Below are 20,837 nucleotides of genomic sequence, written 5' to 3' on the forward strand. Positions count from 1 at the left end.
AGCCCCAATTCTTTTGACACAAAAAGGGTTGGGGCTTTTTGTTGGATGATACGCCGATATTCGTCTGCTTGCTCATTGGATTTGGCTATTTAAATCATAGTTAAAACCAAATTCTCTTCACCGAGCCGGAGTCGTAGTATGACTCCATCGGCAGCAAATACTGCAAAAGAATTTTTAAACTTTATACCAATCCCGGTAAGAGAATCGTTCGTTACTACGATTGGTATCATCCTTCTAGGAGCAAGATTATGAACAAACAAGTAAGCCTAATTGGTCTAGACAGCGAACAATCAGCACAACTAGCTCAACAGCTAAATCAACTGCTAGCGCATTACCAAGTGTTGTACATGAACTCTCGCGGTTACCACTGGAACATTAAAGGTGCGCAATTCTTCGAACTGCACGTAAAATTTGAAGAGATCTACACTGATCTACAAACAAAAATCGATGAGCTTGCAGAGCGTATTCTAACTTTGGGGCATACGCCAGCGCACGCATTCAGCAACTACTTGGAAGCAAGTGAAATTAAAGAACATCAAAACGCGACTTCTGGTGAGGAGTGTGTACAAGGTCTGGTTCAAGGCTTTAGCGTTCTACTTCTAAAACAGCGTGAGATTCTACAAAACGCGGGTGAAGCAGATGACGAAGGTACAGCGGCATTGATGGGTGACTACATCCGTGAGCAAGAAAAATTAATGTGGATGCTTAACGCTTACCTACAAGGCTAAGCAGCGCATCACCCAAGCAATCCTTGGGAACGCATGAAACAATCGGGAATAAGTCATAAGGGGCACGTTGGTGCCCCTTTTTTTGTTTGCGTATTTTTTGTGTGTGCTTTATTTGCGTGGTAAGGATTCGAAATGGCTCAATAAATCACTGAGCTCATTAAGCGCCAACGAGGCTGAGTCATTGAAGGTTTCTTGATTCCCATGGTGCACAAGGCAAGAGGGCATCTGCGCGTTATACGCGGCCTGTAAGTCGTAAAGGTAATCGCCGACATAAAGCACTTCATCAGGCATCAAACGCCACTCTTTTGCCAATACCTGCAGAGACAAAGGGTCTGGCTTGGGCGGGAAGCATTCACGAGTGATGACTCGTTCCACTGAGATTTGGTTGTGTTCTAGTTTGCGCTGCGTGGCGATTTGGCAGTTGCGCGTCACGATAGCGGTTTTGATTTCATTTTGATGCAAGTGGGCGAGCAACTCATGGCAGCCAATCATTGGCGCAGACTGCTCAGCATCAGAAATCTCGTAATCAAATATCACGTTATGAGCGTGCTCTCTATGGTGAGGATGCTCAAGTGCGTCGACAAAATCCAATAGATCTTCACTCTGCGGACAACCTAGCTGTTGTCGCAATTCGCCGAAGTTCATATCAGAACTCACCAAGGTGTTGTCTAAATCAAACACCACGGCTTTAATTTTATCGAGCTGTAAAGGGAATGGAATCATAATGACCTCGTACAACTTAACCGAACTATCGTTTTAAAAAACAAAAGGTTATTGTTAAGTTTAGATTCTTCTGCTTAGATTGTACGAAAATAAATCACTAGTACGTCACAAATCAAATAGTCTTAATGATTTTAGTGTTTGATTACCTTTCCTCAAGACGAAATATTTTGCCGCTGTCGGTAGAAAAATAGATATAACCATCGGGGCTGATGGTTATATCTCTTATTCGCTCACCAAGATTCTCCATTAATCTTTTTGATTCGGTAAGGTTGCCATTATCAATAGAAACCACGTTGATGTGCGCCAGTTTCAATGCGCCTGCGAGGATTTTTCCGTCCAATTCTGGGTATTTATCACCACGGTACAAAATCATATTACTGGGCGCGATAGAAGGGACGTATACCAGCTTGGGATCTTCCATTCCCGGTAACGACTTAGCTTCCCCAACGTCCAACGGCCCCCAATATTCTTTACCATGAGAGACTTTAGCCCAGCCGTAGTTCGCGCCTTTCTTGATTAGATTAATTTCATCGCCGCCGCGTGGTCCATGTTCAATAGACCACAGCTGTTTTGTTGCTTCGTCGTAAAACATACCTTGTGGGTTGCGGTGCCCGTAACTCCATATCTCAGGACGAGCTTCGGAAGGTTTGAATGGGTTGTCTTGCGGAACCGAACCATCAAGGTTAAGGCGCACAATACTACCAGCATGGGTTTGACTGTCTTGCCCATTATCACGTTCGCCACGGTCACCGATTGAGAAGTAAACTTTATCGTCTACAAATGAAATTCGACTGCCGTAGTGGCGACCCGTGTCGGTGATGGCATCAGCAACAAAGAGATCGTTCCAACCCACAAGTTGATTGTTTTGCAATTGCGCCGTCGCTAACGCCACCGTATTGCCTTTACTTGTGCGCTTGCTGTAGGTAAAGAAGAGTTGCGGGTTTTGCGTATCGGCATTCGGTGCGAGCGCAACATCCAATAAGCCGGCTTGTCCACTGGTGTTCACATCGGGGACGTTAAACAGCTTTTGAGGTTTGCCTGTGGTGATATCCAGCAACGAAACCGTACCGTTCTTTTGATTGACGATAACGCGTTGATTATCTAAGAACTCGATCCCCCAAGGGATCTGAAATCCACTCGCCACTTCGTTGGCGCGGTATTCGGCAGTGTTGGCAGAAAAGGATAAACAAGCGAGTAGGGTAGCAGCAATCGTTCTCATGGTTCCTTCCAATATGAATCGTGTTAATACTTAAAAGCTAACACTAAAAGACTATGTTTGGCAGAGATTCACTTGTATATGAATGTAAAAAATCCCCGATACGAGATCGGGGATTGAATTAAGGCTAGAGAATTGTTTATGTAGCGAGATTACATCGCTTCTTCGAAGATCTTAGAGATTTCTTCGTGAGTTGCTTGTTTAGGGTTAGTGAAACCACAAGCGTCTTTCAGTGCGTTGTCTGCTAGTGTTGGGATGTCTTCTAGTTTCGCACCAAGCTCTTTAATACCTGCTGGGATACCCACATCTTTCGCTAGAGTAACGATAGCGTCGATTGCTGCCGCTGCACCTTCTTCAGCAGACATGCCTTCTACGTTTACGCCCATTGCTTTTGCTACGTCACGTAGACGCTCAGGACATACTTGCGCGTTGTAACGCTGTACGTGAGGTAGAAGAATCGCGTTACAAACACCGTGTGGAAGGTCGTAGAAACCACCTAGCTGGTGTGCCATTGCGTGTACGTAACCTAGAGAAGCGTTGTTGAACGCCATACCCGCCATGAACTGTGCGTATGCCATTTGTTCACGAGCTTCTAGATCTTCACCGTTTTTCACTGCTGTGCGTAGGTAAGCTTGGATAAGCTCAATCGCTTTGATTGCTACTGCATCAGTGATTGGTGTTGCCGCGATAGATACGTAAGCTTCAATCGCGTGAGTTAGGGCATCCATACCTGTTGCCGCAGTTAGCGAAGCAGGTTTAGCGAGCATTAGCTCTGGATCGTTTACCGAGATAAGCGGTGTTGTGTGCTTATCAACGATAGCCATCTTAATGTGACGCTCTTCGTCAGTGATGATGCAGAAACGCGTCATTTCAGATGCAGTACCCGCCGTCGTGTTGATCGCGATAAGTGGCATCATTGGTTTTGCAGATTGGTCTACGCCTTCGTAATCTGCGATTTTGCCGCCGTTAGAAGCAACAAGCGCGATACCTTTCGCACAGTCGTGTGGTGAACCGCCGCCTAGAGAGATAACGAAGTCACATTCGTTATCAGTAAGAAGTGCTAAGCCGTCGTTAACGTTGCTGATAGTTGGATTTGGTTGAGTGCCATCAAACACAACGGTTGCTACATCGCGCTCAGTGAGAAGGTCTTGAACTTGTTTGACTACACCGATTTGGTTAAGGATCTTATCCGTAACGATCAAACCTTTTTTAAAGCCTTGAGATTGGATGCTGTCTGCTGCGTCTTTCAAACAACCAGCGCCCATTAGGTTTACCGTAGGGATAAAAAATGCACTTGTCATATTGGATAGCTCCGTCGTTATTTTTAATAATCTTTCTTAATTTGCCATTTACTGTCGCACATTCGTTTCCAGATTGAAGTTGATCTAAAGCAAGTTTACCCACTTAGAGGTACTTGCAAGAGAAAAACTGTGACAGTGATCTTGTTGCACTGCATATAAGTGCAACACTGATATAAAGTAGAACAAATATGAAACTATGGACGCAAACGATTGGCAGAAATTGACTTCTGACGCGGATATATCTCTAAATTCGACTAAAGTATAAAAAATCCCCATTAATAACTTAATTATCAATGGGGATAGGGAAGTGTTTTATAAGCTAACTACTAATAATTAAGCTATTTTAATCAGTTTTGATACTAACTTTTCGATACCTGAAGCCGCTTGAGAGATATTCTCTGCCAACATGTAAGCAGGGGTTGAAAGTACGAGGTGTTTTTCATCAAAAACGATGTCTTCGACAGGGCACGTGGTGTGTTCACCGCCCATTTGATTAAACGCTATTGAGACTGCCTCATCGTTGCCTACCGTTCCTTTCACGCCTTGCTCATAAATCATCGGAATAATGACAGGAGAAATACACAGATAGCCAGCTGGTTTTTTCGCATTAGCAAACGCGCGACAAGCTTGAGCTACGTGTGTGTTAATGGAGCACTCCGCACCCGAAACAGCGAAGTCGGTTAAGTTTTTCGCGGCACCAAACCCACCTGGAAGCAGTAGGGCATCGTATTCATCGACGTTAAGTTTGGCGACATCGTCAATATTTCCGCGTGCAATACGAGCTGATTCGATCAATACGTTACGTGTTTCATCCATTTCGTCACCAGTTAGGTGATTGATGACGTGGAGTTGGTCAATGTTAGGTGCAAAGCAGTGCCAAGTTGCCCCTGCTTTCTCGATGGCGTAGAGCGCCAACACTGCTTCGTGGATCTCAGAACCGTCGTAAACGCCTGAACCACTTAAAATGACTGCGACTTTTTTCATGTTTGGATTCCTTTACTCTGAACGTTCCTTAGATTGCTCTTCGCTATCTAGACCATGCGTTTCCGAGTGTGTTTTAACGTTTTCACTCTCGTTGTCATCTTCATCATAGTAGCGCACAACAAAGGGTGTAAGCATAACACTAGAGGGCAGAAAATGTTTCATATCAACTCCAACGGCTTAATAGAATGATTTTTATACTGATTTTTATAAAACAGTACGTTGAACCTGATCATTTTTGAGTTAAGCTGACGTTTCCTTTGGCATTCGTGAGTGGTAGGTCACATGAAATCAGTGCAATTTCGTTTCACACTTTATGGTTGTATCGCGATTCTCTCTTGGAGTTGTCTGCTTGGTATCGCGAGGTTGGTTACGGAGAGTTTAGGTCCTGTAGGCGGGGCAGCCATGTTGTACTCTCTTAGCTCTGTTTTCCTTCTTATCGTGGTCGGTATTCCAAAGTTGTCTTACTTTTCTCCCAAGTATCTTGTGCTTGGTGGTGCGATGTTCGTTTGTTATGAAATATTTCTCGCTCTATCTTTGGGATATTCCAACTCGCGCGCGCAGGCAATTGAGGTGTCGATTGTCAACTACCTTTGGCCTGCACTGACGGTTTTATTTGCGGTCCTTGGCAGTAATAAAAAAACAAACTGGTTGCTTTATCCAGCAGTTACGCTGGCGTTTGTTGGGGTTGCTTGGACTGTGAGCGGTGAGAATGGCTTATCCATAACTCAGATCATGTCCAATGTTAGTAGTAACCCTCTGGTGTATTTTATGGCTTTCGCTGGCGCGGTTATATGGGCTTTTTATTGCAACTTAACCCAAAGGCAGCAATCTAAACATAATGCGATTACCCTGTTTTTCATTGCAACTGCTGTTTCGCTTTGGGTCAAATATGCGTTTACGGATGAGCCAACAATGACATTCAGTTGGGAAGCGATGGGGTACTTAGTGGCTTCTGCGGCTTTAATGGCTGGTGGTTATGGTTTATGGAACATCGCGATCGTTGGCGGCAATATGGTTTTTCTCGCCACCTTGTCTTACTTCACGCCCATTTTTTCCGCTTTATTTTCTTCCATTATTCTTGGCGTAACTCTGAGCCATAGCTTTTGGCAGGGCGTTGTGATGGTAACGGTGGGCTCGCTGATGTGTTGGTTAGTCACCAAAGAGAAGCGCGAAGCGGCTGGGTAAGTTACCAACGAGATCAGAGAATTTAAGTGAGCAACGAACAGATCTCCCTTGCGAGCTGTATTCGAATACGAAGCAAATAAATCGAAAAAATTAAAAAAGCTCCCGAGATTGGGAGCTTTTTATTGAGTTTTAACGGCTCTTTGGTGGCACTCTAATAAGCGACGTTCAAGTGTAGTTGAAGCTTGAATCTGTGCTTCGACAGTCGCTTGATAAGCTGCTTACGAGTGTGCTCTAGTGTATCAAGCTCCAATGTGTCGTCATCAATATGTACGTCCACATTTACTCGTAGCTCTTGGCCCACCTTCGTTACGCCAGCCAGTTTCAATTGATGCTCAGTTACTTTTTCAATCTCAAGAACATCTTTGCCAACGCTCTGACACAGCTCTTTGCTTGGTGCCATCATTAGTAGTTCACGTAAGGCACCTACTAGCATATCGAACGGTACTTTGAGGAAGTAAAAGCCCATTAAAACCATCATCATGGGGTCGGCATATACCGCATACTCAGAGAATGGCGTTAGTGAAACAGCCCAAGCCGAGATAAATCCTACGGTCACCGCCACACTTAGCAGAGTATCCATTTGCCACTGTTTTTTCTCCGCTTCAATCAAGCCTGATGAGAAGCGGCGGCTGCGTTTCGCCATAAACCACCAAGCGTAACCACAGCCGATAACATTCACAACGCCGAATAAGGTCGCAATAGAAGCATCGACCTCACGACCTCCAGACATCAATGCTGATATCGCAGAGTAGAGAGAGAAGCTTACAACCACTAAAATGACGGCTGATTTTATCGCAATAACGATTGGTTCTAAGACCGCTTTTCCAAATGGGAATACAGACTTTGAAGGCTTGTTAATATAGTAAGAAGCGGCCAGTGACAATAAAGTTAACAGTAAGCTGACCAAAGAGTAAACACCGTCAAACACGATGACAATTGAGCCTACAAGCAAGCCAAGTACCATACCACCAGCAGCGAACCCAGATGCCAAAAGGGCTGAAATGGTTAGAATACGGTTTTCGTTTTTGCTTGTCCTGTCACACATAAAAGATGCCTTTGAATTTTAATACCTTACTATTCTTCGCTCATAAGGTAATTTAGGCAACCACAAAGTGACCAGTAACTAATCTAAAAAAATGCGTTTTTATTTATGTTCTTATAAAACAATGACTTACTGTTGTTTTTTGGTGTCAGTAAAATTGACGCTCACTGATAAAATGTTTAGAAGTCAAATAAATACTCGCTCAATTTATCTGCTAACCACGTCATTGCAGGATGCTCAGCATGGCCGTTAGGTGAAAACATACAGTAGTCTTCTTGCGTCAATCCGTATGTGTGTTTGATAACGGCGAGCTTCTGCTGACGAAGGTAATGGCGGATTAATGGTTCTGGAAGCACGCCCCAAGCGTCTTCTTCTAAGATGGTGTTCAGCATGTAGTCAAAACTCGAAAAACCAATATATCGAGTCGAGAAAGGTTGCAGTTCAGGGTTGTCTTTCTCATTTAGGTACACCATTAGTGCTTGCATTTGACTACGTAGATCTTCGTCTGAGACACGGCGCATCTTACTTAGGCGGTGTTCTACACTGCATACTGACATCATACGTATCTTGCCTAACGGGTTGTATACGATACGAGGATCGTCTACTCGCTCATAATCAACGCCGAAAGCAAAATCTACTTGGTGGGTACTGACCAAGTTGGCTAAGTCGCCACTGGATGCCAAGATTAAGTTGAAGGTTGTTGAAGGAAAGCGGTTATTCAATGTATGAGATAATTCTTGCCAGAGATCATCAGGTAAGGAGTCGTCACGTGCTACCCAAACTTCCGCGTTAAACCCTTCCGAGATTTGAGCGCAGGTCTTTCTGACCCGTTGTGCGATGATAAGTAGGTGTTCGCAATCTTTGTAAATGGCTTTCCCAGCTTCAGAGAGGGTGAGCTGGTTGCCAGTTCGGTTAAACAATTCAACGTCGAGATCTTTCTCTAATGCCTTAATCGACATACTGAGTTTGGTGCGATTGCAGTCGAGTTGCCTTGCCGCTTCAGAAACAGAACCACACTCAGCGATGGTGCAGAAGGCTTCTACTTGAGTTAAGTTCATGATTTGACACAACCAATAAATGAATTCAAATAATTTGGGTATTATGCAGATGCGCTCCCAAAGCCATGAAAGATTATCGAAAAAAACGCGAATCCGCCAGATAAGTCTATGGTCTTTTAGCGGTTTTGCGGTAATCTATGTGGGTTACAAAAAGTGAACATGGAGGCCACGATGGCACAAGATTGGGACGGCTTAGCAAAAAACTGGGAATCAAATCCAGCAACAGAGCAATTTGCGCAGTCGGTGTTTGAGCAGTTACAACAGCTAACTCAGCTTGATGGCATTAAAGTACTAGATTTTGGATGCGGAACAGGGCAGTTAAGTCAACGATTGTCACCGATGGTTAAAGACATCGTAGCATTAGACGCATCGGAAGCCATGATTGAGGAACTCGATAAAAAAGAGCTCGTCAACGTAGAACCTGTGGTAGATGCATTATCTCGCGGCTTGGTCGCTCAGCATCCGGCGTTTCGTGGACAGTTCGACTTGGTGGTTGCATCATCAGTTTTAGCGTTTGTGGAAGACTTAGACGCGTCATTAACGATCTCGCATTCTCTACTTAACCACGGCGGCTATTTTGTTCATTTTGATTGGATTGCAGAATGTGAACAAGACGGTTTTACCCTTGCGAAGTCTGAGCGTGCACTGAAAGAAGCGGGTTTTACTGAAGTTGAATCGCAACACGTTTTTGACATTGTATCTGACGGTAAAACAATGTCGGTATTAATGGGGCTTGGTCGCCGCTAATACCGCTGAATAAAGAACACAAAATGACAAAAGCGAGCTAACAAGCTCGCTTTTTTCTTATCTGCTGAGGGTATATGTAACTTCACTTGCTCTAAACAAGTCGTCGTGGTGCAGGCAAGGACATACTCGAACAACTAAGTCTTCGGAGGTTATTTTGAGACGACTATCCTGCGTATCTCCTCCAGCACTTCAGGGTTGGCTATTGCGCCTAAATTTTCGACGCTTCGGTTGTTAACGATTTGCTTAACGGCTAACTCGACCAGCTTTCCTGAGCGTGTCTTAGGTATATCGCTTATTGCGTAAATTGCACTAGGTACATGCCTTGGAGAACATGCAGACTTTAGCTGTGCTTTGATGGAAGCGATCATCTCGTCATTGAGCTCTTCCCCTTTGACTAATTGGACAAACAGCCATATTTGTTCGTTGCGATCGACTTCTTTTCCTACTGCGATCGAATCTAGAATACCGTCTATACAGTTCACTTGCTGATAGATTTCGGCCGTGCCGATTCTTACGCCACCGGGATTCAACGTGGTATCACTTCGACCATAAAACACGTATCCCCCAACGCTGGTCTGTTCAACATCATCGCCGTGGTGCCAAATATTGTCGAATTTATCCCAATAAGCGCGATTATATCTCTCACCGGTGTCGTTCCAAAAGCCAGCAGGGAAGTTGGGTAATGAATTGGCGCAAACCAACTCACCGCGCTCTCCCATTACGCTATTACCTTGTGGGTTAAAGACTCGGACATCGACCCCTAACCCCGCTGATTGGCACTCTCCCCGATAAACGGGAGAAATAGGGTTGCCTAATACAAAGCAGCCACAAATGTCTGTTCCGCCAGAAATCGAGGCGAGGTGTACATCTTCTTTAATGTGCTGATAGACATAATCAAACTGTTCTGGATACAGAACAGAGCCCGTTGAGCAAATGGTTTTCAGACTTGGAAATGCATCACTTTTCTGCGGAGAAAAAGATGCTTTTTCCAGCGCCTCTAGGTATTTTGCTGAGGTTCCAAACAGCGTCACTTCGGCTCGTTCTGCGAGGTCCCAGAGCACATCATGAGTGGGGTAAACAGGGCTACCATCAAAAATCACCAAACATGCACCGCTCGCGAGTGAAGAAACGTGCCAGTTCCACATCATCCAGCCACAGGTCGTGTAATAAAACACTCTGTCGTTCGGTTGGATGTCGCAATGCAGTTGATGCTCTTTCAAATGGTTAAGCACTGTTCCGCCCACGGAATGAACGATGCATTTCGGTTTGCCTGTCGTGCCTGAAGAATAGAGCACGAATAGCGGATCGTTAAAATTAACACGAGTAAAAGTCAGCGCTTCGGGTGTGTATTGATTCAGGACGTTTTGCCAATCTTGAGTGCAGACATCGCATTCAAAAATGTGTGGTTTAAGGTAGCTAATTTGGCAAACTTGTTTAAGACCATCAAGATGATCCGCAATATGCTGGTTTTTCTCAGACATATCGAAAGTTTTGCCATTGAATGTATAGCCATCACAAGTAAACAGGATTTTGGGTTTCACTTGACCAAAGCGTTCCAAAACGCTTTCGACGCCAAAATCAGGTGAGGTGGAAGTCCAGGTCGCCCCCAAACTACTGGTTGCTAGCATGGCTACCACCGTTTGAGGTAGGTGAGGTAAATAACCAGCGACGACATCACCTTGCTTAATTCCACATTCTTTCAACCATTGCTGCACACTCGAAACTTCTTCGCACAATTGTTTCCAGGTGTAGGTCTGTTTTTCTTCACGTTCATTTTCAAACCAAATAGCGAGATCATCGGGTTGGTGACACGCGTAGGTTAGCAAATTTTCGGCGTAGTTAATTTGCGCGTTTGGGAACCATTTTATATCTCTATTTTCAACAGGTTGCTGCCAGCGACTTTCTGCTCGCTCTTTTATGGTCTCTCCCTGAGTGCCAATGACGTCGCAGAATAGCCAAACTTCCTGCCAAAATTTTTCTACATGATCGAGTGACCATTGATGCAGATCAGCGAAGCTTTCAAGGGTATTTCCTTGTCGATTAATGTGTTCAATAAACTGTGTAATGTTGGCTTCTTCGATACGACTTTCGCTCGGTTGCCATACTTTGCTGCTCTCGCGCATAGGTCCCTCTATAACAAAGTGATAACAGGTTTTAGTGTGAGAGGAATACACGATAAAGTCAAACAAGCCAGATATTATATCGTGTCATAAAAATCATGCAGTTACGATGCATTGTAAACAATATGTTACATCAGGATAATGCTGAGAAAATCGCGCAGGGATTGGAAGCTCTTAAGACTACAGATAGGCTTAATGTAAAGGATTTGTTAATGGAGATGAGCCATGACCCAGTATCGTTCTAAACCCGTAAACCAGGAAGGCAGGGTTGAATGGAGCCGTGAAGAAGACGCCATTTGGCGAGATTTGGTAACACGACAAATGGGTGTGATCCAAAACAGAGCTTGTGAGGCTTATTTACACGGTTTGACGCTGCTTGATTTACCTCAAGACCGCGTTCCTCAGTTACCAGAAATTAATTGTGTCTTGATGGAGACAACAGGTTGGCAAGTGGAGCCCGTTCCCGCGCTTATTGATTTCGACCGATTTTTTAATCTACTCGGTAATAAGCGCTTTCCAGTCGCCACATTCTTGCGTACAAGAGATGAGTTCGATTACTTACAGGAGCCAGATTTCTTCCACGAAATATTTGGTCATTGCGCGATGTTAACCAACCCAGACTTTGCTGCATTTACCGAGCATTATGGTCAACTAGGGCAAGCCGCTACCCCAAAACAAAGAGCCTATCTCGCTCGCCTCTACTGGTTTACCGTAGAGTTTGGCTTGGTGAAAGAAGGGGACAAAACCAAAATTTACGGTGGTGGTATTCTTTCATCTCCTGGCGAAACCCTCTACGCATTAGAGAGTGATGTAGCAATTCGCGACCCATTTGAATTACAAACAGTGCTGAGAACGCCTTATCGTATCGACATCATGCAACCGAAGTATTACGTGATTGATGACTTTTCTCAGCTCTTTAAAATCAGTCAGTTAAATTTATTGAAACAAGCCGATCTAGCGATTGAAGCTGGACTGCTTCCTCCACTTTTTGAACCAAAGGAACCTGCTCATGTTGAATGAACAAAAATGCGAAGCTTGTAGTATCGATGCCATTGCACTAAGCAAAGAAGAGCAACAGTCTCTGCTTCTGCAATTGTCTGATTGGCAGATCATTGAAAGAGAAGATATACCTCAACTAGAAAAGGTGTATAAATTTAAGAACTTCAAACAAGCATGGGCTTTCAGTAACAAAATCGCGGAACTGGCAGAAGATGAGTTCCACCATCCTTCTATTTTGTTGGAATGGGGTAAGGTTACCGTAACGTGGTGGAGTCACTCTATCAAAGGTCTGCATAAAAACGATTTTATCTGCGCATCAAAGTGTGACTCGCTAGCATCGGCAGAGTAGGACATTACCTCATACAAAAAACGCCCGGCTTATGTCGGGCGTTTTGGTTCTAAATGACTTTTACATTACTTTATAGATTGATTCGGAAGACGGATGTCGTGCCCGATACCTCATTGCCAACGACGATAAAATGACCACCGTTACGGGTAAAGTAATTAATGGACTCTGGACCTAAATCGCCTGCTTTTGGATTGTATGTGTCATTCATGCATTCGCCATCTTCGACTTCTGTACATACTGGCTGATTGTAATCACGGCGGCTTACGTAATGCATAAACTGCGCTTGTTTCGGGTCTGTGATGTCATAAATCATGATACCGCCTTGACGCTCCAAGCCGATAAACGCGTAATGACGACCGTTAATTTGTGCTACTTCAATCGCCTCTGGCTCAATACCTTTATCATCACTTCGGTCATCGCCACTATTATTGTTATCGTTGGTGCTGTTGAAGTTCTTGCCTTCATTCAGCAGCGCGATAGTCGCGAAATCGTCACCACTATCGAAGACCAACTTGCCGTTTTCATCCCAAATCGAGAATGAACGCGCGCCAAATGATTGAACATTCTCTTGTGCAGAAAGCGTTTGTTCCGGCTTAATCACTTTTAAACGCGCGAGTTGTTTGTTGTCTTTTAGTGCCTCTGCCAATGGGTGTTCTGCTGCTACTTTCAGCTTCTTACCGCGCACTTCATCAATATGGCTTAAACAGCTCCCTTGCTCAGATGTGTATTCATCTGTACCAAGGTAATCGTCTTCATCCCACATAAAGCCAGCTTTGTCGCACAGTTCTTGAGTGGTTTTGAATCCGTACTCACGCCCGTCGCCTTCATTTGCAGATACGATGTAAGTACTCCCATTCACTGAGTAGCTGTCGATAGTGTCAGGCATAAATAAGCCAACCAGTTGTGGGTAGCTTTTCAAGTTCCCAATGATTTTGTCTTTGTTGGATGCATCGAGTTTAGCGCCCGACCAAGACTTCTCACCTAAGCCAACAATTTTTTCTACCGATTTGCTCTCTGGATTGACGATTGCCATGGCGTTATTTTCTTGTAGCGCGACATAGATTTTACCGTTATCTGCAAAAGTGAGGTATTCAGGCTCTAGATCTTGTGCGATGGTGGCGTTTGGCCCCGAAATACGCACATTCATTGGGAGCTCTGCTTTTCGTGAACCATCAAATTCGTTAAAGCCAATTTGTGTTACTTCTGCTTGAGTAACACCAAGGCTCAGATCGATCAAAGTGATACTACCTTCAGGGTCAATGCTGTAATCGCTGTTTGGTTCTCCTTCATTAGCGGTTGCGATGTATCGGCCATCTTTTGAGAAGCCAACCATGTCTGGCAATGCGCCTGTTGGGAAAGTCGTGACTAATGACAAATCGCCGGAGCGGTACAAGCCAACAATACCATTCGCTTGTTTATTACTGTTTTCAATCGCAACAGCTACCAAACCATTGAATACAGCGACACTGTTTGCTGCGCCAATTTCAATGCCCGCTGCTTCGCCAGCGCTGTTGAGATCAATGAATGCGCTTTGCGTTGGTACGCCGTTGTCATCCATAGAAAGTACATCGATACGTTTTGCTTGAGCATTCACCACATAGAGCTTATCTGTACAGGCGTCATAACTCACGATTTCAGCTGCCGATGTATCGAATGGAGCATCAGCAACGGATGTCCCGATAAACGTTAACCCTTGAATTGAAGTTTCCCCAGTAACGGGCGCAGTGGTAGGTTTGCATTGTGTAGCGAATGAAGCCACGGTATCTTCGGGTTGTGATGAACACGCGATGGCAAGTGATGACAATGCGAGTGCACCGATTGCCTTTAAAGGGGTGATCATGATATCTCCTTATCAATCCGATAGGTTGTCAATCAGCATGGGTTTTATGCTGCTGTCCATTTCCGCAACTGGAATGATAGAGCGCTGAATGACGTGTGATTTGGTAAGGCTCTGAATATATGTATGATTGATGACTCTTATATTGGCTTTTTATGAAACTAATGTGTCATCAATATGATGAAGTAGGGATAGAGGAATAATGGAATTAAAATCGTTTTTAGATTTATTGGCAGCGTCACCAGAGCAGGTCGAATTTGAAGCAACGATGGCGGTGATCGAAGATAACTATACGTTTGAGCCAACCGCTTTTGTAAATGGTGAGACACAAAACAATGCAGGCGAGAACAACGGTTCGTGTAAGATCTTCGCTTTCGGTTTGCTAAACAACCTAGACAAAGAAGCGACGCTAGCCTGCTTTGGCCGTTTTTATCGTGAAGATGTATTGCAGCATCCAGAGAACAGCGATCACCAGAATATTCGTAATTTTATGGTGACAGGGTGGGAAGGCATTAAGTTTGAAGCGTCCGCTTTAACCGCTAAATAAACACCAGTCAGAAAACGATGATCAGTAAGCCAGTCGTATTACGCGACTGGCTTTTTTTCTAGACATTTTCGGCACAAACACAGCTGGTTGGCGCTTGGCTTGGGTAAATCACGGGTTTCAATAGTAAAGCACCAGCATGTCTCTTTGCCTGCGGCGATATCACAATGGGCTTGAGTCCCGCACTCAGGACAACTGTGCGTTGAATCTTCTCCTGCGATTTGTTCGATAATCGCATCTCGTTGGAGATCGGTTTTGTCTTTCCATTGGATGATTTCATCCATCGTCCGGTGACAACCAGAGCATATTCCGGCGTTATTTTTACATGCTGCTCGACAAGGTGACTTCATTGCTTTCTCGTTCTCATTTTTTATGCCGCGTACTCTAGCACAAAGCGAGTCAAGGCCGCCAAAATAAACGTGACTGCGATTTGCTGGTGAGGAGGGAGAACCAGTGTTACCCTTGCACGAGTTACCTTAACTCTCTGTCACTTATGTTAGAAAAAGAAAACCTCATTAAACTCGCTAGAATGCAAATGCCATTTGGGAAATATGCAGGGCGAGTGTTAATCGACCTGCCTGAAGAATACTTACTGTGGTTTGATAAAAAGGGCTGGCCAAGCGGCGAGCTAGGGGATTTGCTCAAGCTATGTTTAGCGCTCAAAATTGAAGGCTTAGATAGTGTCGTGAAGCCTTTGAAGCGTATGTAACTAGCCACAGAAACTCCCACTCTTAATGAAAAGACTTATTATGAATTTTGATATCGATGCACTGAAACATCACCAATTGGTCGAAGATGGTAAACTAGAGGGATGCTACATTCATCAGCCAGCTCAAGGTAGCCAACACAATGACAAAGCTGTTTTGGCAGAGCGCCAAGCGTTGGAAAAGTTGGGATATAAGGTAATACAGGTTAAAGCTAAAGGCGGGACAACAACGTTTGCCGAGGCGATGCAAAAGCTTGCGAAGGAAACTGGTCACCTGCCTAAGGAGTAAGTGAGTGTAACCTGCCACAGCCTTACAAGTTCTTCCACCAGACTATTTTTTCATTCAAAAGAGCCAGACCGTTAGGCTGACTCTTTTTTGTCCCCAAATGAGCTGAAATCAATTTCGAAGTGGATAATAGAGTTCAAGATTTTCAAGTATTTAATCTAATAGAAGGCAAGATCACACTCCTACGCTTATTGACAACATAAAGGGGGAGAATGTCTATTCCTTTACTTTAAATGTACTTAAACATTAACTGTTCAACTTGTGCCATACAGGCTCTTTATCGTCTCCCTCAACCACACGATTTTAGGGTTCTGGTTATTGCGCTTGTGCCAAATCATAGTAAATGGAATCAGTAGCTTGTGCTGATAATCTTCAGCAACGGGGATAGGCAACGCTATTAAGTTGGGGTGAAGCTGTTCGCAGTATCGCTGACAATATTTTGGTGCTGTGGTTAACATTTGATGGTCGGGCTTTTCTGCAACAAATAAAGCTTGCTCGAAACTCGCCATCGTTAGGCTAACGTTTCGAGTGTGTCCCTGCTCAGCCAAGATCTCATCCAACACCCAACTGTCATTTTTCTCCCATGCTACATTGATATGGGCATAGCTTAAGAAAGTATCCAAATTCCACTCTTGCTTGAGCGCAGGATGATCTTTGCGGACATACACCATAGGTAAATCTGAGAACAACACTTCGAAGTTAATGAAATACGGTAGCAGTTCTAACGACTCTTTGGAGCGAGGATGGCTTTCGCGGCCAGTAAAACCAATATCCACTTCACCGCTAGTGATGGCATCTAATGAGTCCTCATCCCAGTTATGGTACTTTACCGTTGAGTCTGGGTAAAAGTCATGGATTCGTTTGGTCAGTTCGTCGACCATGATGAGTGACAATGGCGACTCTACTCCAAGATGAAATTTAACTCCGCTTGGAACATCATCACCTCTGAGTGAAACAATCTGGTTACCGATCTGCATCCAGTCTGACAAAAGCACTTGCACGTTTGTCGCGAGATTTGTTGGTTTTAGGCCTTGCGGCGTATTCACAAAAAGCGGGTCATCAAACCAAGCGCGTAGTTTGCCTAGAGACTTACTCACGGTTGAGGGAGTTACATTAAGTTTTTTCGCCGTTTTAGTAACACTCTGCTCTTGCAGTAGCAATTGCAGAGTGAGCAGTAAATTAAGATCAAGTCGGGCAAGAGATTTCTTCATGAGGCTCACTAACGTTATGATTTGGAAATAATAATATTACGGAGAGTCCAATAACGCCACTAGCAACCAACGCTATCATTAACATCATCACGGCCGACACACCTAGCGTCGCCATCAACCAAATGTAAAGTGCAGACCAAGAAACCTGACCTATGCCAAGCATAGAGCTTGCAAGTCCAGCTTTGCGTGAGAACTGGCTTAACGCTTGGCTCATCGCCACACCAAACCCCATTGGAAAACTCATGCTGAGCAGAGTGAATCCTACCATATAAAGTGTCGGACTATCGCTATTCAAGTGAGCCGCGAGAATAACGATAGCCGACAGAAAATTGGTCATTTGTGCAGCGAACATCAATGTGGTTTGTTTGAAGCAAGAAAGAGCAAATGGAACTGAAAACGATGTCGTCATACCTACCATCGCGAGTAGTGCCATCGTTGTTGAATATTCGCCTCGAGTAAAACCAATTGAATCCATTATTATCATTGGTGACGTATTTACATAAGAGAGAATAGCTGTGACGCCTAAAGATGTATAAATAACGCGCGATATGAAAAAGCGGTTAGATAGTGATTCGTCCGAAGCTTCACTCACATTTAAAGTTGTGCGCTTGGTTTTAGGCAAGGTTTCTTTTAAGACAAAGCAAGCAATTAAACCTATCACAACACCCATTATCGCCATGGCAGTGAATAACACGGGCCACGGAAACTTGATCATAATCAGATTGCCGATCACGGGGGCAAGTACTGGAATAGAGCAGATAATTCCATTGAGCATCGATAGAACCTTAGCTCGCTCTGGGTCCCCTAGAGTGTCACGCAAAATGGCAAAGGCCACTACATAGCAACATGCGGCACCTACGCCTTGGAAAAAGCGCATTATTAGGAAGCTATTACTGGTCTCAGCAGAGCCCGAGAACATTGATGCAAGGGTAAAAATCACTGCACCGCAAATGGCAACAGGTTTGCGTCCTAAACAATCAGCAGTTCGCCCAACAAAAACCATAGTCGATGCTAGACCAGCGAGGTAAATAGAAAAAGCAATATGAAGTTGTGATTCGCTGGCAGACAGGTCATGGGCGATTTGTGGTAAAGCAACCAAGTAGAGATCTATTGCCGTAGGATAAAGCAACACAAAGGCGAAGCTACATATCAGATATCGGGATAAATTAATTTTTTCCATTACTACCTCGTGAAGGAATTGGGCTTACGAGGATGATATGCAACATTACTCATCTTGGCGCGTTACCTTTCTGACAACAGGTATTTCCATATACGACATCAGTAACGATTGTGGCTATAGCAGTCAAATTTGCCCTAAGAAGAACCGTGGTATTGGGAGAAAGTAATCTATACAACCGAGTCCACTACATTAGTTAAATAGACAACGATGGACATTAGTGACCTGGAGTTTTCTCAAGCTATATTAAGTTCTCAAAACCGCAGAGCTTAAATAGTGTGGTTAAGCCTTTGATTCGGATGTGGCCTGCCTTTGTAATCTCTTTCCCCAAAATACAATATGTTTTGTTTTACAGGAGTCAGAATGCCTGGCTCCTTTTCCCTTTGCTTGTCGTGAGCTCTACCATCTTGGTCGTAGAGTATTGGTTACCGAAACCATTAACTCATGTTAGTGAAAGGAAATTCCTGAACCCTATAGTGCTTCTTTCACCAATCTTCTGTTTGGGCCATTATTTCTAACATCCAGACGCGAAATAGCATAAGATACACGGCCTTTACTAGCACTGAGCCACTCATCGTAATGACAGATAAAACACAGCAAGCGACATTTGCCGATCTTGGCCTGATTCCAACATTAGTCGAGCGACTAGAAGCGTTGGAATACAGCCAACCGACGCCTATTCAATCCCGTGCTATTCCTGATATCCTTGAAGGGAAAGATATCATTGGTGGTGCCAATACGGGTTCTGGTAAAACCGCTGCTTTTTCGCTGCCAATCCTGCAAAAAATTGTTCAGCAAGACGGATCAAACAATCGCCGTGGTAACTTCGTTTCTCACCTGATTTTAGTGCCAACTCGTGAGTTGGCATCACAGGTGGCATACAACGTCAAATCTTACTCATACCATCTTAGAGATAAGATCAAAACGGTTGCCGTATTTGGTGGTGTATCGGTGAACCCACAAATGCTAGCGCTTCGCGGTGGCTGTGACATTATCGTAGCTACGCCGGGTCGATTACTTGATCTGGTATCCAGTAACGCGATTAAGTTGAACCAAGTAGAAACGCTCGTCCTTGACGAAGCCGACCGAATGTTGAGCCTCGGATTTACCGAAGAACTCAATAAGATTCTTGCGTTACTGCCAGAGAAGAAACAGACGCTGTTATTTTCTGCAACTTTCCCTGATAAAGTCACGACGCTGGCTCAGCAGTTGCTCCGCGACCCTGTTGAAGTTCAGTTGCAGAGCGCAGAAGCCAGCACTTTGGTGCAGCGCGTGTTTAGTGTAAATAAAGGTGAGAAGACGGCGGTACTCGCGCACTTAATCAAACAGCATCAGTGGCGACAGACTTTGATTTTTGTGAATGCTAAGAATGCCTGTAATCATTTAGCTCAAAAGTTGTCAAAACGCGGTATTACCGCTGAAGTTTTCCATGGTGATAAAGGGCAGGGCGCTCGTACTCGTGTCCTTGACGGTTTTAAGTCTGGCGAGATTCAAGTTCTTATTGCCACCGATATCGCAGCACGCGGCCTTGATATAGAAAAACTTCCAGTGGTGATTAACTTCGATCTTCCGCGTAGCCCTGCTGATTATATGCATCGAATCGGTCGTAGTGGTCGTGCTGGTGAAGTAGGTTTAGGGTTATCTCTTATCGATTACGACGACTACCACCATTTCAAAGTGATAGAAAAGAAAAATAAGTTCCAACTTGAACGCGAGCAGGTAGTCGGTTTTGAAGTGGAAGACGATCAGAGTGAAGCCTACTTTTTACCAATGAAGCCGCGAGCGAAGCCGGCAGGTACGGGTAAAAAGAAGAAAAAGCGTAATCAATAGAAAACGTAAACTACATGTGAGTTTACTTACGGGAGTTGTTAGAGAAAAGGAATGCTCACTAGCTTGAGTCTTCGCTTCTAGCCATTCCTTTAAAGAACAATAGAGCCCTGCTGGAGCTACCAGTAGGGCTCTATTGCTTTTCAAGATAGTGTTATTGGCGACGAGCAGGGCGTCCGCGAGGTGAACGCTTTTTAAATGCAGACGCTGCTTTGGCTTGTGACTTAAGAATAGAGTCAACGGTTAGCGGCATTGGCTCTTTAGGTTCAAGGCCATGAGGGAAGGTACGAGCTCTTGGTGGTAAGTTGTATTCTTCTTCGCTCGCGCGTGGCATGCGCTTAAAGCGATAAAGGTAAAAGTTTTCTAATTTTTCTCTCGCCCATTCGGTTTTCTTTAAATACTTCACGCTACTTGCAATCGAAGGCTTAGTGTTAAAGCAATTAAAACGCATTGCTGTATCTAGAATGTCCCAGCCGTAAAAATCCACTAACTCTTGCAACATAGTCTCTAGCTTTAATCCGTGCAGTGGATTGTTCTGTTGCAGCTCGATTCTCTCTTCGTCAGTCATCATTTTTAAGGGCCTTACTCATTAAAGGGCGGAGTTTAACAAAGTATACAATGTAGAGATATCGATAGTTACTTTGCGATGGATGCGAGCACAGTGCTCTCTACCTTGAAAGTATAAATCGGAATTGGCCGCTCTACTTGGCTCTCTGCTCAAAAATGACTCTTAAAAGTTCAAGCGTCCCAGCTCGATGTTAAATTATTGTGTAATAAGTGAGATTTTTGTTGTTCTT

Annotated in this window: 22 protein-coding genes; 9 read left to right on the forward strand and 13 right to left on the reverse strand. The window is 44.3% G+C overall.

Features of this window, described 5'->3' with window-relative positions; translation table 11 throughout:
- Positions 1–248: 248 nt before the first annotated feature.
- Positions 249–728 carry a Dps family protein gene (locus R7P69_RS03275; protein WP_005388254.1) on the forward strand — a complete coding sequence of 160 codons (480 nt, stop codon included), beginning with the start codon at positions 249–251 and terminating at the stop codon, positions 726–728.
- Between the two features lie 108 nt (positions 729–836).
- On the opposite strand, the gene R7P69_RS03280 is transcribed toward R7P69_RS03275, so the two are convergent.
- The 5 genes from R7P69_RS03280 to R7P69_RS03300 all read right to left on the reverse strand — a co-directional run bounded on the left by R7P69_RS03280 (position 837) and on the right by R7P69_RS03300 (position 5,114).
- The gene (locus R7P69_RS03280) at positions 837–1,451 is read right to left on the reverse strand and encodes an HAD family hydrolase (RefSeq protein ID WP_005442617.1); all 615 of its coding nucleotides are present in this window, start codon (positions 1,449–1,451) and stop codon (positions 837–839) included.
- A 142-nt stretch (positions 1,452–1,593) separates the two neighbouring features.
- Positions 1,594–2,670, reverse strand: coding sequence for a PQQ-dependent sugar dehydrogenase (locus R7P69_RS03285; protein WP_005375583.1), 1,077 nt, complete (start codon positions 2,668–2,670; stop codon positions 1,594–1,596).
- 149 nt (positions 2,671–2,819) lie between these two features.
- Positions 2,820–3,968, reverse strand: a complete 1,149-nt coding sequence (gene yiaY / locus R7P69_RS03290; protein WP_005388247.1) for an L-threonine dehydrogenase — start codon at positions 3,966–3,968, stop codon at positions 2,820–2,822.
- Positions 3,969–4,301: 333 nt separating this feature from the next.
- Positions 4,302–4,952 carry an isoprenoid biosynthesis glyoxalase ElbB gene (gene elbB, locus R7P69_RS03295; protein WP_017634378.1) on the reverse strand — a complete coding sequence of 217 codons (651 nt, stop codon included), beginning with the start codon at positions 4,950–4,952 and terminating at the stop codon, positions 4,302–4,304.
- A gap of 12 nt (positions 4,953–4,964) precedes the next feature.
- The gene (locus R7P69_RS03300) at positions 4,965–5,114 is read right to left on the reverse strand and encodes a hypothetical protein (protein ID WP_017634379.1); all 150 of its coding nucleotides are present in this window, start codon (positions 5,112–5,114) and stop codon (positions 4,965–4,967) included.
- A gap of 120 nt (positions 5,115–5,234) precedes the next feature.
- On the opposite strand from R7P69_RS03300, the gene yddG reads away from it, so the two are divergent.
- Positions 5,235–6,137 carry an aromatic amino acid DMT transporter YddG gene (yddG, locus tag R7P69_RS03305; RefSeq protein WP_053350622.1) on the forward strand — a complete coding sequence of 301 codons (903 nt, stop codon included), beginning with the start codon at positions 5,235–5,237 and terminating at the stop codon, positions 6,135–6,137.
- A 151-nt stretch (positions 6,138–6,288) separates the two neighbouring features.
- Here yddG and R7P69_RS03310 read toward each other — a convergent pair whose 3' ends face one another.
- Entirely contained in the window at positions 6,289–7,182 is an 894-nt protein-coding gene (locus R7P69_RS03310) for a cation diffusion facilitator family transporter (protein WP_238952550.1), read from the reverse strand.
- A gap of 176 nt (positions 7,183–7,358) precedes the next feature.
- Positions 7,359–8,237 carry a LysR family transcriptional regulator gene (locus R7P69_RS03315; RefSeq protein ID WP_053307827.1) on the reverse strand — a complete coding sequence of 293 codons (879 nt, stop codon included), beginning with the start codon at positions 8,235–8,237 and terminating at the stop codon, positions 7,359–7,361.
- A 171-nt stretch (positions 8,238–8,408) separates the two neighbouring features.
- Between R7P69_RS03315 and R7P69_RS03320 the strand changes: the two genes are divergently transcribed.
- On the forward strand, positions 8,409–8,984 hold the full coding sequence (locus tag R7P69_RS03320) for a class I SAM-dependent DNA methyltransferase (protein ID WP_005375567.1): 576 nt from the start codon (positions 8,409–8,411) through the stop codon (positions 8,982–8,984).
- A 149-nt stretch (positions 8,985–9,133) separates the two neighbouring features.
- Here the strand turns inward: R7P69_RS03320 and R7P69_RS03325 are convergent, their stop codons facing one another.
- Positions 9,134–11,107, reverse strand: a complete 1,974-nt coding sequence (locus tag R7P69_RS03325) for an acetoacetate--CoA ligase (protein WP_238952551.1) — start codon at positions 11,105–11,107, stop codon at positions 9,134–9,136.
- Positions 11,108–11,329: 222 nt separating this feature from the next.
- Here R7P69_RS03325 and phhA point away from each other — a divergent pair, with 222 nt between their 5' ends.
- Together phhA and R7P69_RS03335 are read left to right on the forward strand one after the other, a co-directional pair.
- Positions 11,330–12,124: a phenylalanine 4-monooxygenase gene (phhA, locus tag R7P69_RS03330; protein WP_238952552.1), complete on the forward strand. Its 795-nt coding sequence runs from the start codon at positions 11,330–11,332 to the stop codon at positions 12,122–12,124.
- Positions 12,114–12,452, forward strand: a complete 339-nt coding sequence (locus R7P69_RS03335) for a 4a-hydroxytetrahydrobiopterin dehydratase (RefSeq protein WP_053303750.1) — start codon at positions 12,114–12,116, stop codon at positions 12,450–12,452. The genes phhA and R7P69_RS03335 overlap by 11 nt, the downstream gene beginning before the upstream one ends.
- Positions 12,453–12,522: 70 nt before the next feature.
- Here the strand turns inward: R7P69_RS03335 and R7P69_RS03340 are convergent, their stop codons facing one another.
- Positions 12,523–14,292 (reverse strand): choice-of-anchor I family protein, encoded by a 1,770-nt coding sequence (locus R7P69_RS03340; protein WP_238952553.1) that lies wholly within the window; start codon positions 14,290–14,292, stop codon positions 12,523–12,525.
- 199 nt (positions 14,293–14,491) lie between these two features.
- Between R7P69_RS03340 and R7P69_RS03345 the strand changes: the two genes are divergently transcribed.
- Positions 14,492–14,836 (forward strand): HopJ type III effector protein, encoded by a 345-nt coding sequence (locus R7P69_RS03345; RefSeq protein ID WP_005375560.1) that lies wholly within the window; start codon positions 14,492–14,494, stop codon positions 14,834–14,836.
- A gap of 38 nt (positions 14,837–14,874) precedes the next feature.
- Here R7P69_RS03345 and R7P69_RS03350 read toward each other — a convergent pair whose 3' ends face one another.
- The gene (locus R7P69_RS03350) at positions 14,875–15,183 is read right to left on the reverse strand and encodes a cysteine-rich CWC family protein (RefSeq protein WP_080276966.1); all 309 of its coding nucleotides are present in this window, start codon (positions 15,181–15,183) and stop codon (positions 14,875–14,877) included.
- A gap of 143 nt (positions 15,184–15,326) precedes the next feature.
- Here R7P69_RS03350 and R7P69_RS03355 point away from each other — a divergent pair, with 143 nt between their 5' ends.
- Positions 15,327–15,542 carry a DUF3820 family protein gene (locus R7P69_RS03355; protein WP_005375557.1) on the forward strand — a complete coding sequence of 72 codons (216 nt, stop codon included), beginning with the start codon at positions 15,327–15,329 and terminating at the stop codon, positions 15,540–15,542.
- Between the two features lie 40 nt (positions 15,543–15,582).
- Positions 15,583–15,828 carry a hypothetical protein gene (locus R7P69_RS03360; RefSeq protein WP_005375556.1) on the forward strand — a complete coding sequence of 82 codons (246 nt, stop codon included), beginning with the start codon at positions 15,583–15,585 and terminating at the stop codon, positions 15,826–15,828.
- 251 nt (positions 15,829–16,079) lie between these two features.
- Here the strand turns inward: R7P69_RS03360 and yidZ are convergent, their stop codons facing one another.
- Positions 16,080–17,036 carry an HTH-type transcriptional regulator YidZ gene (gene yidZ, locus R7P69_RS03365; RefSeq protein WP_033907131.1) on the reverse strand — a complete coding sequence of 319 codons (957 nt, stop codon included), beginning with the start codon at positions 17,034–17,036 and terminating at the stop codon, positions 16,080–16,082.
- Positions 17,011–18,216 (reverse strand): MFS transporter, encoded by a 1,206-nt coding sequence (locus tag R7P69_RS03370; protein WP_238952554.1) that lies wholly within the window; start codon positions 18,214–18,216, stop codon positions 17,011–17,013. The genes yidZ and R7P69_RS03370 overlap by 26 nt, the downstream gene beginning before the upstream one ends.
- Before the next feature lie 576 nt (positions 18,217–18,792).
- On the opposite strand from R7P69_RS03370, the gene R7P69_RS03375 reads away from it, so the two are divergent.
- Positions 18,793–20,043 (forward strand): DEAD/DEAH box helicase, encoded by a 1,251-nt coding sequence (locus R7P69_RS03375; protein ID WP_053350636.1) that lies wholly within the window; start codon positions 18,793–18,795, stop codon positions 20,041–20,043.
- 151 nt (positions 20,044–20,194) lie between these two features.
- On the opposite strand, the gene R7P69_RS03380 is transcribed toward R7P69_RS03375, so the two are convergent.
- Positions 20,195–20,611 carry a VF530 family DNA-binding protein gene (locus tag R7P69_RS03380; RefSeq protein WP_005375544.1) on the reverse strand — a complete coding sequence of 139 codons (417 nt, stop codon included), beginning with the start codon at positions 20,609–20,611 and terminating at the stop codon, positions 20,195–20,197.
- Positions 20,612–20,837: the final 226 nt, after the last annotated feature.

Source organism: Vibrio sp. 661, assembly GCF_033339315.1.
GTDB lineage: Bacteria > Pseudomonadota > Gammaproteobacteria > Enterobacterales > Vibrionaceae > Vibrio > Vibrio alginolyticus.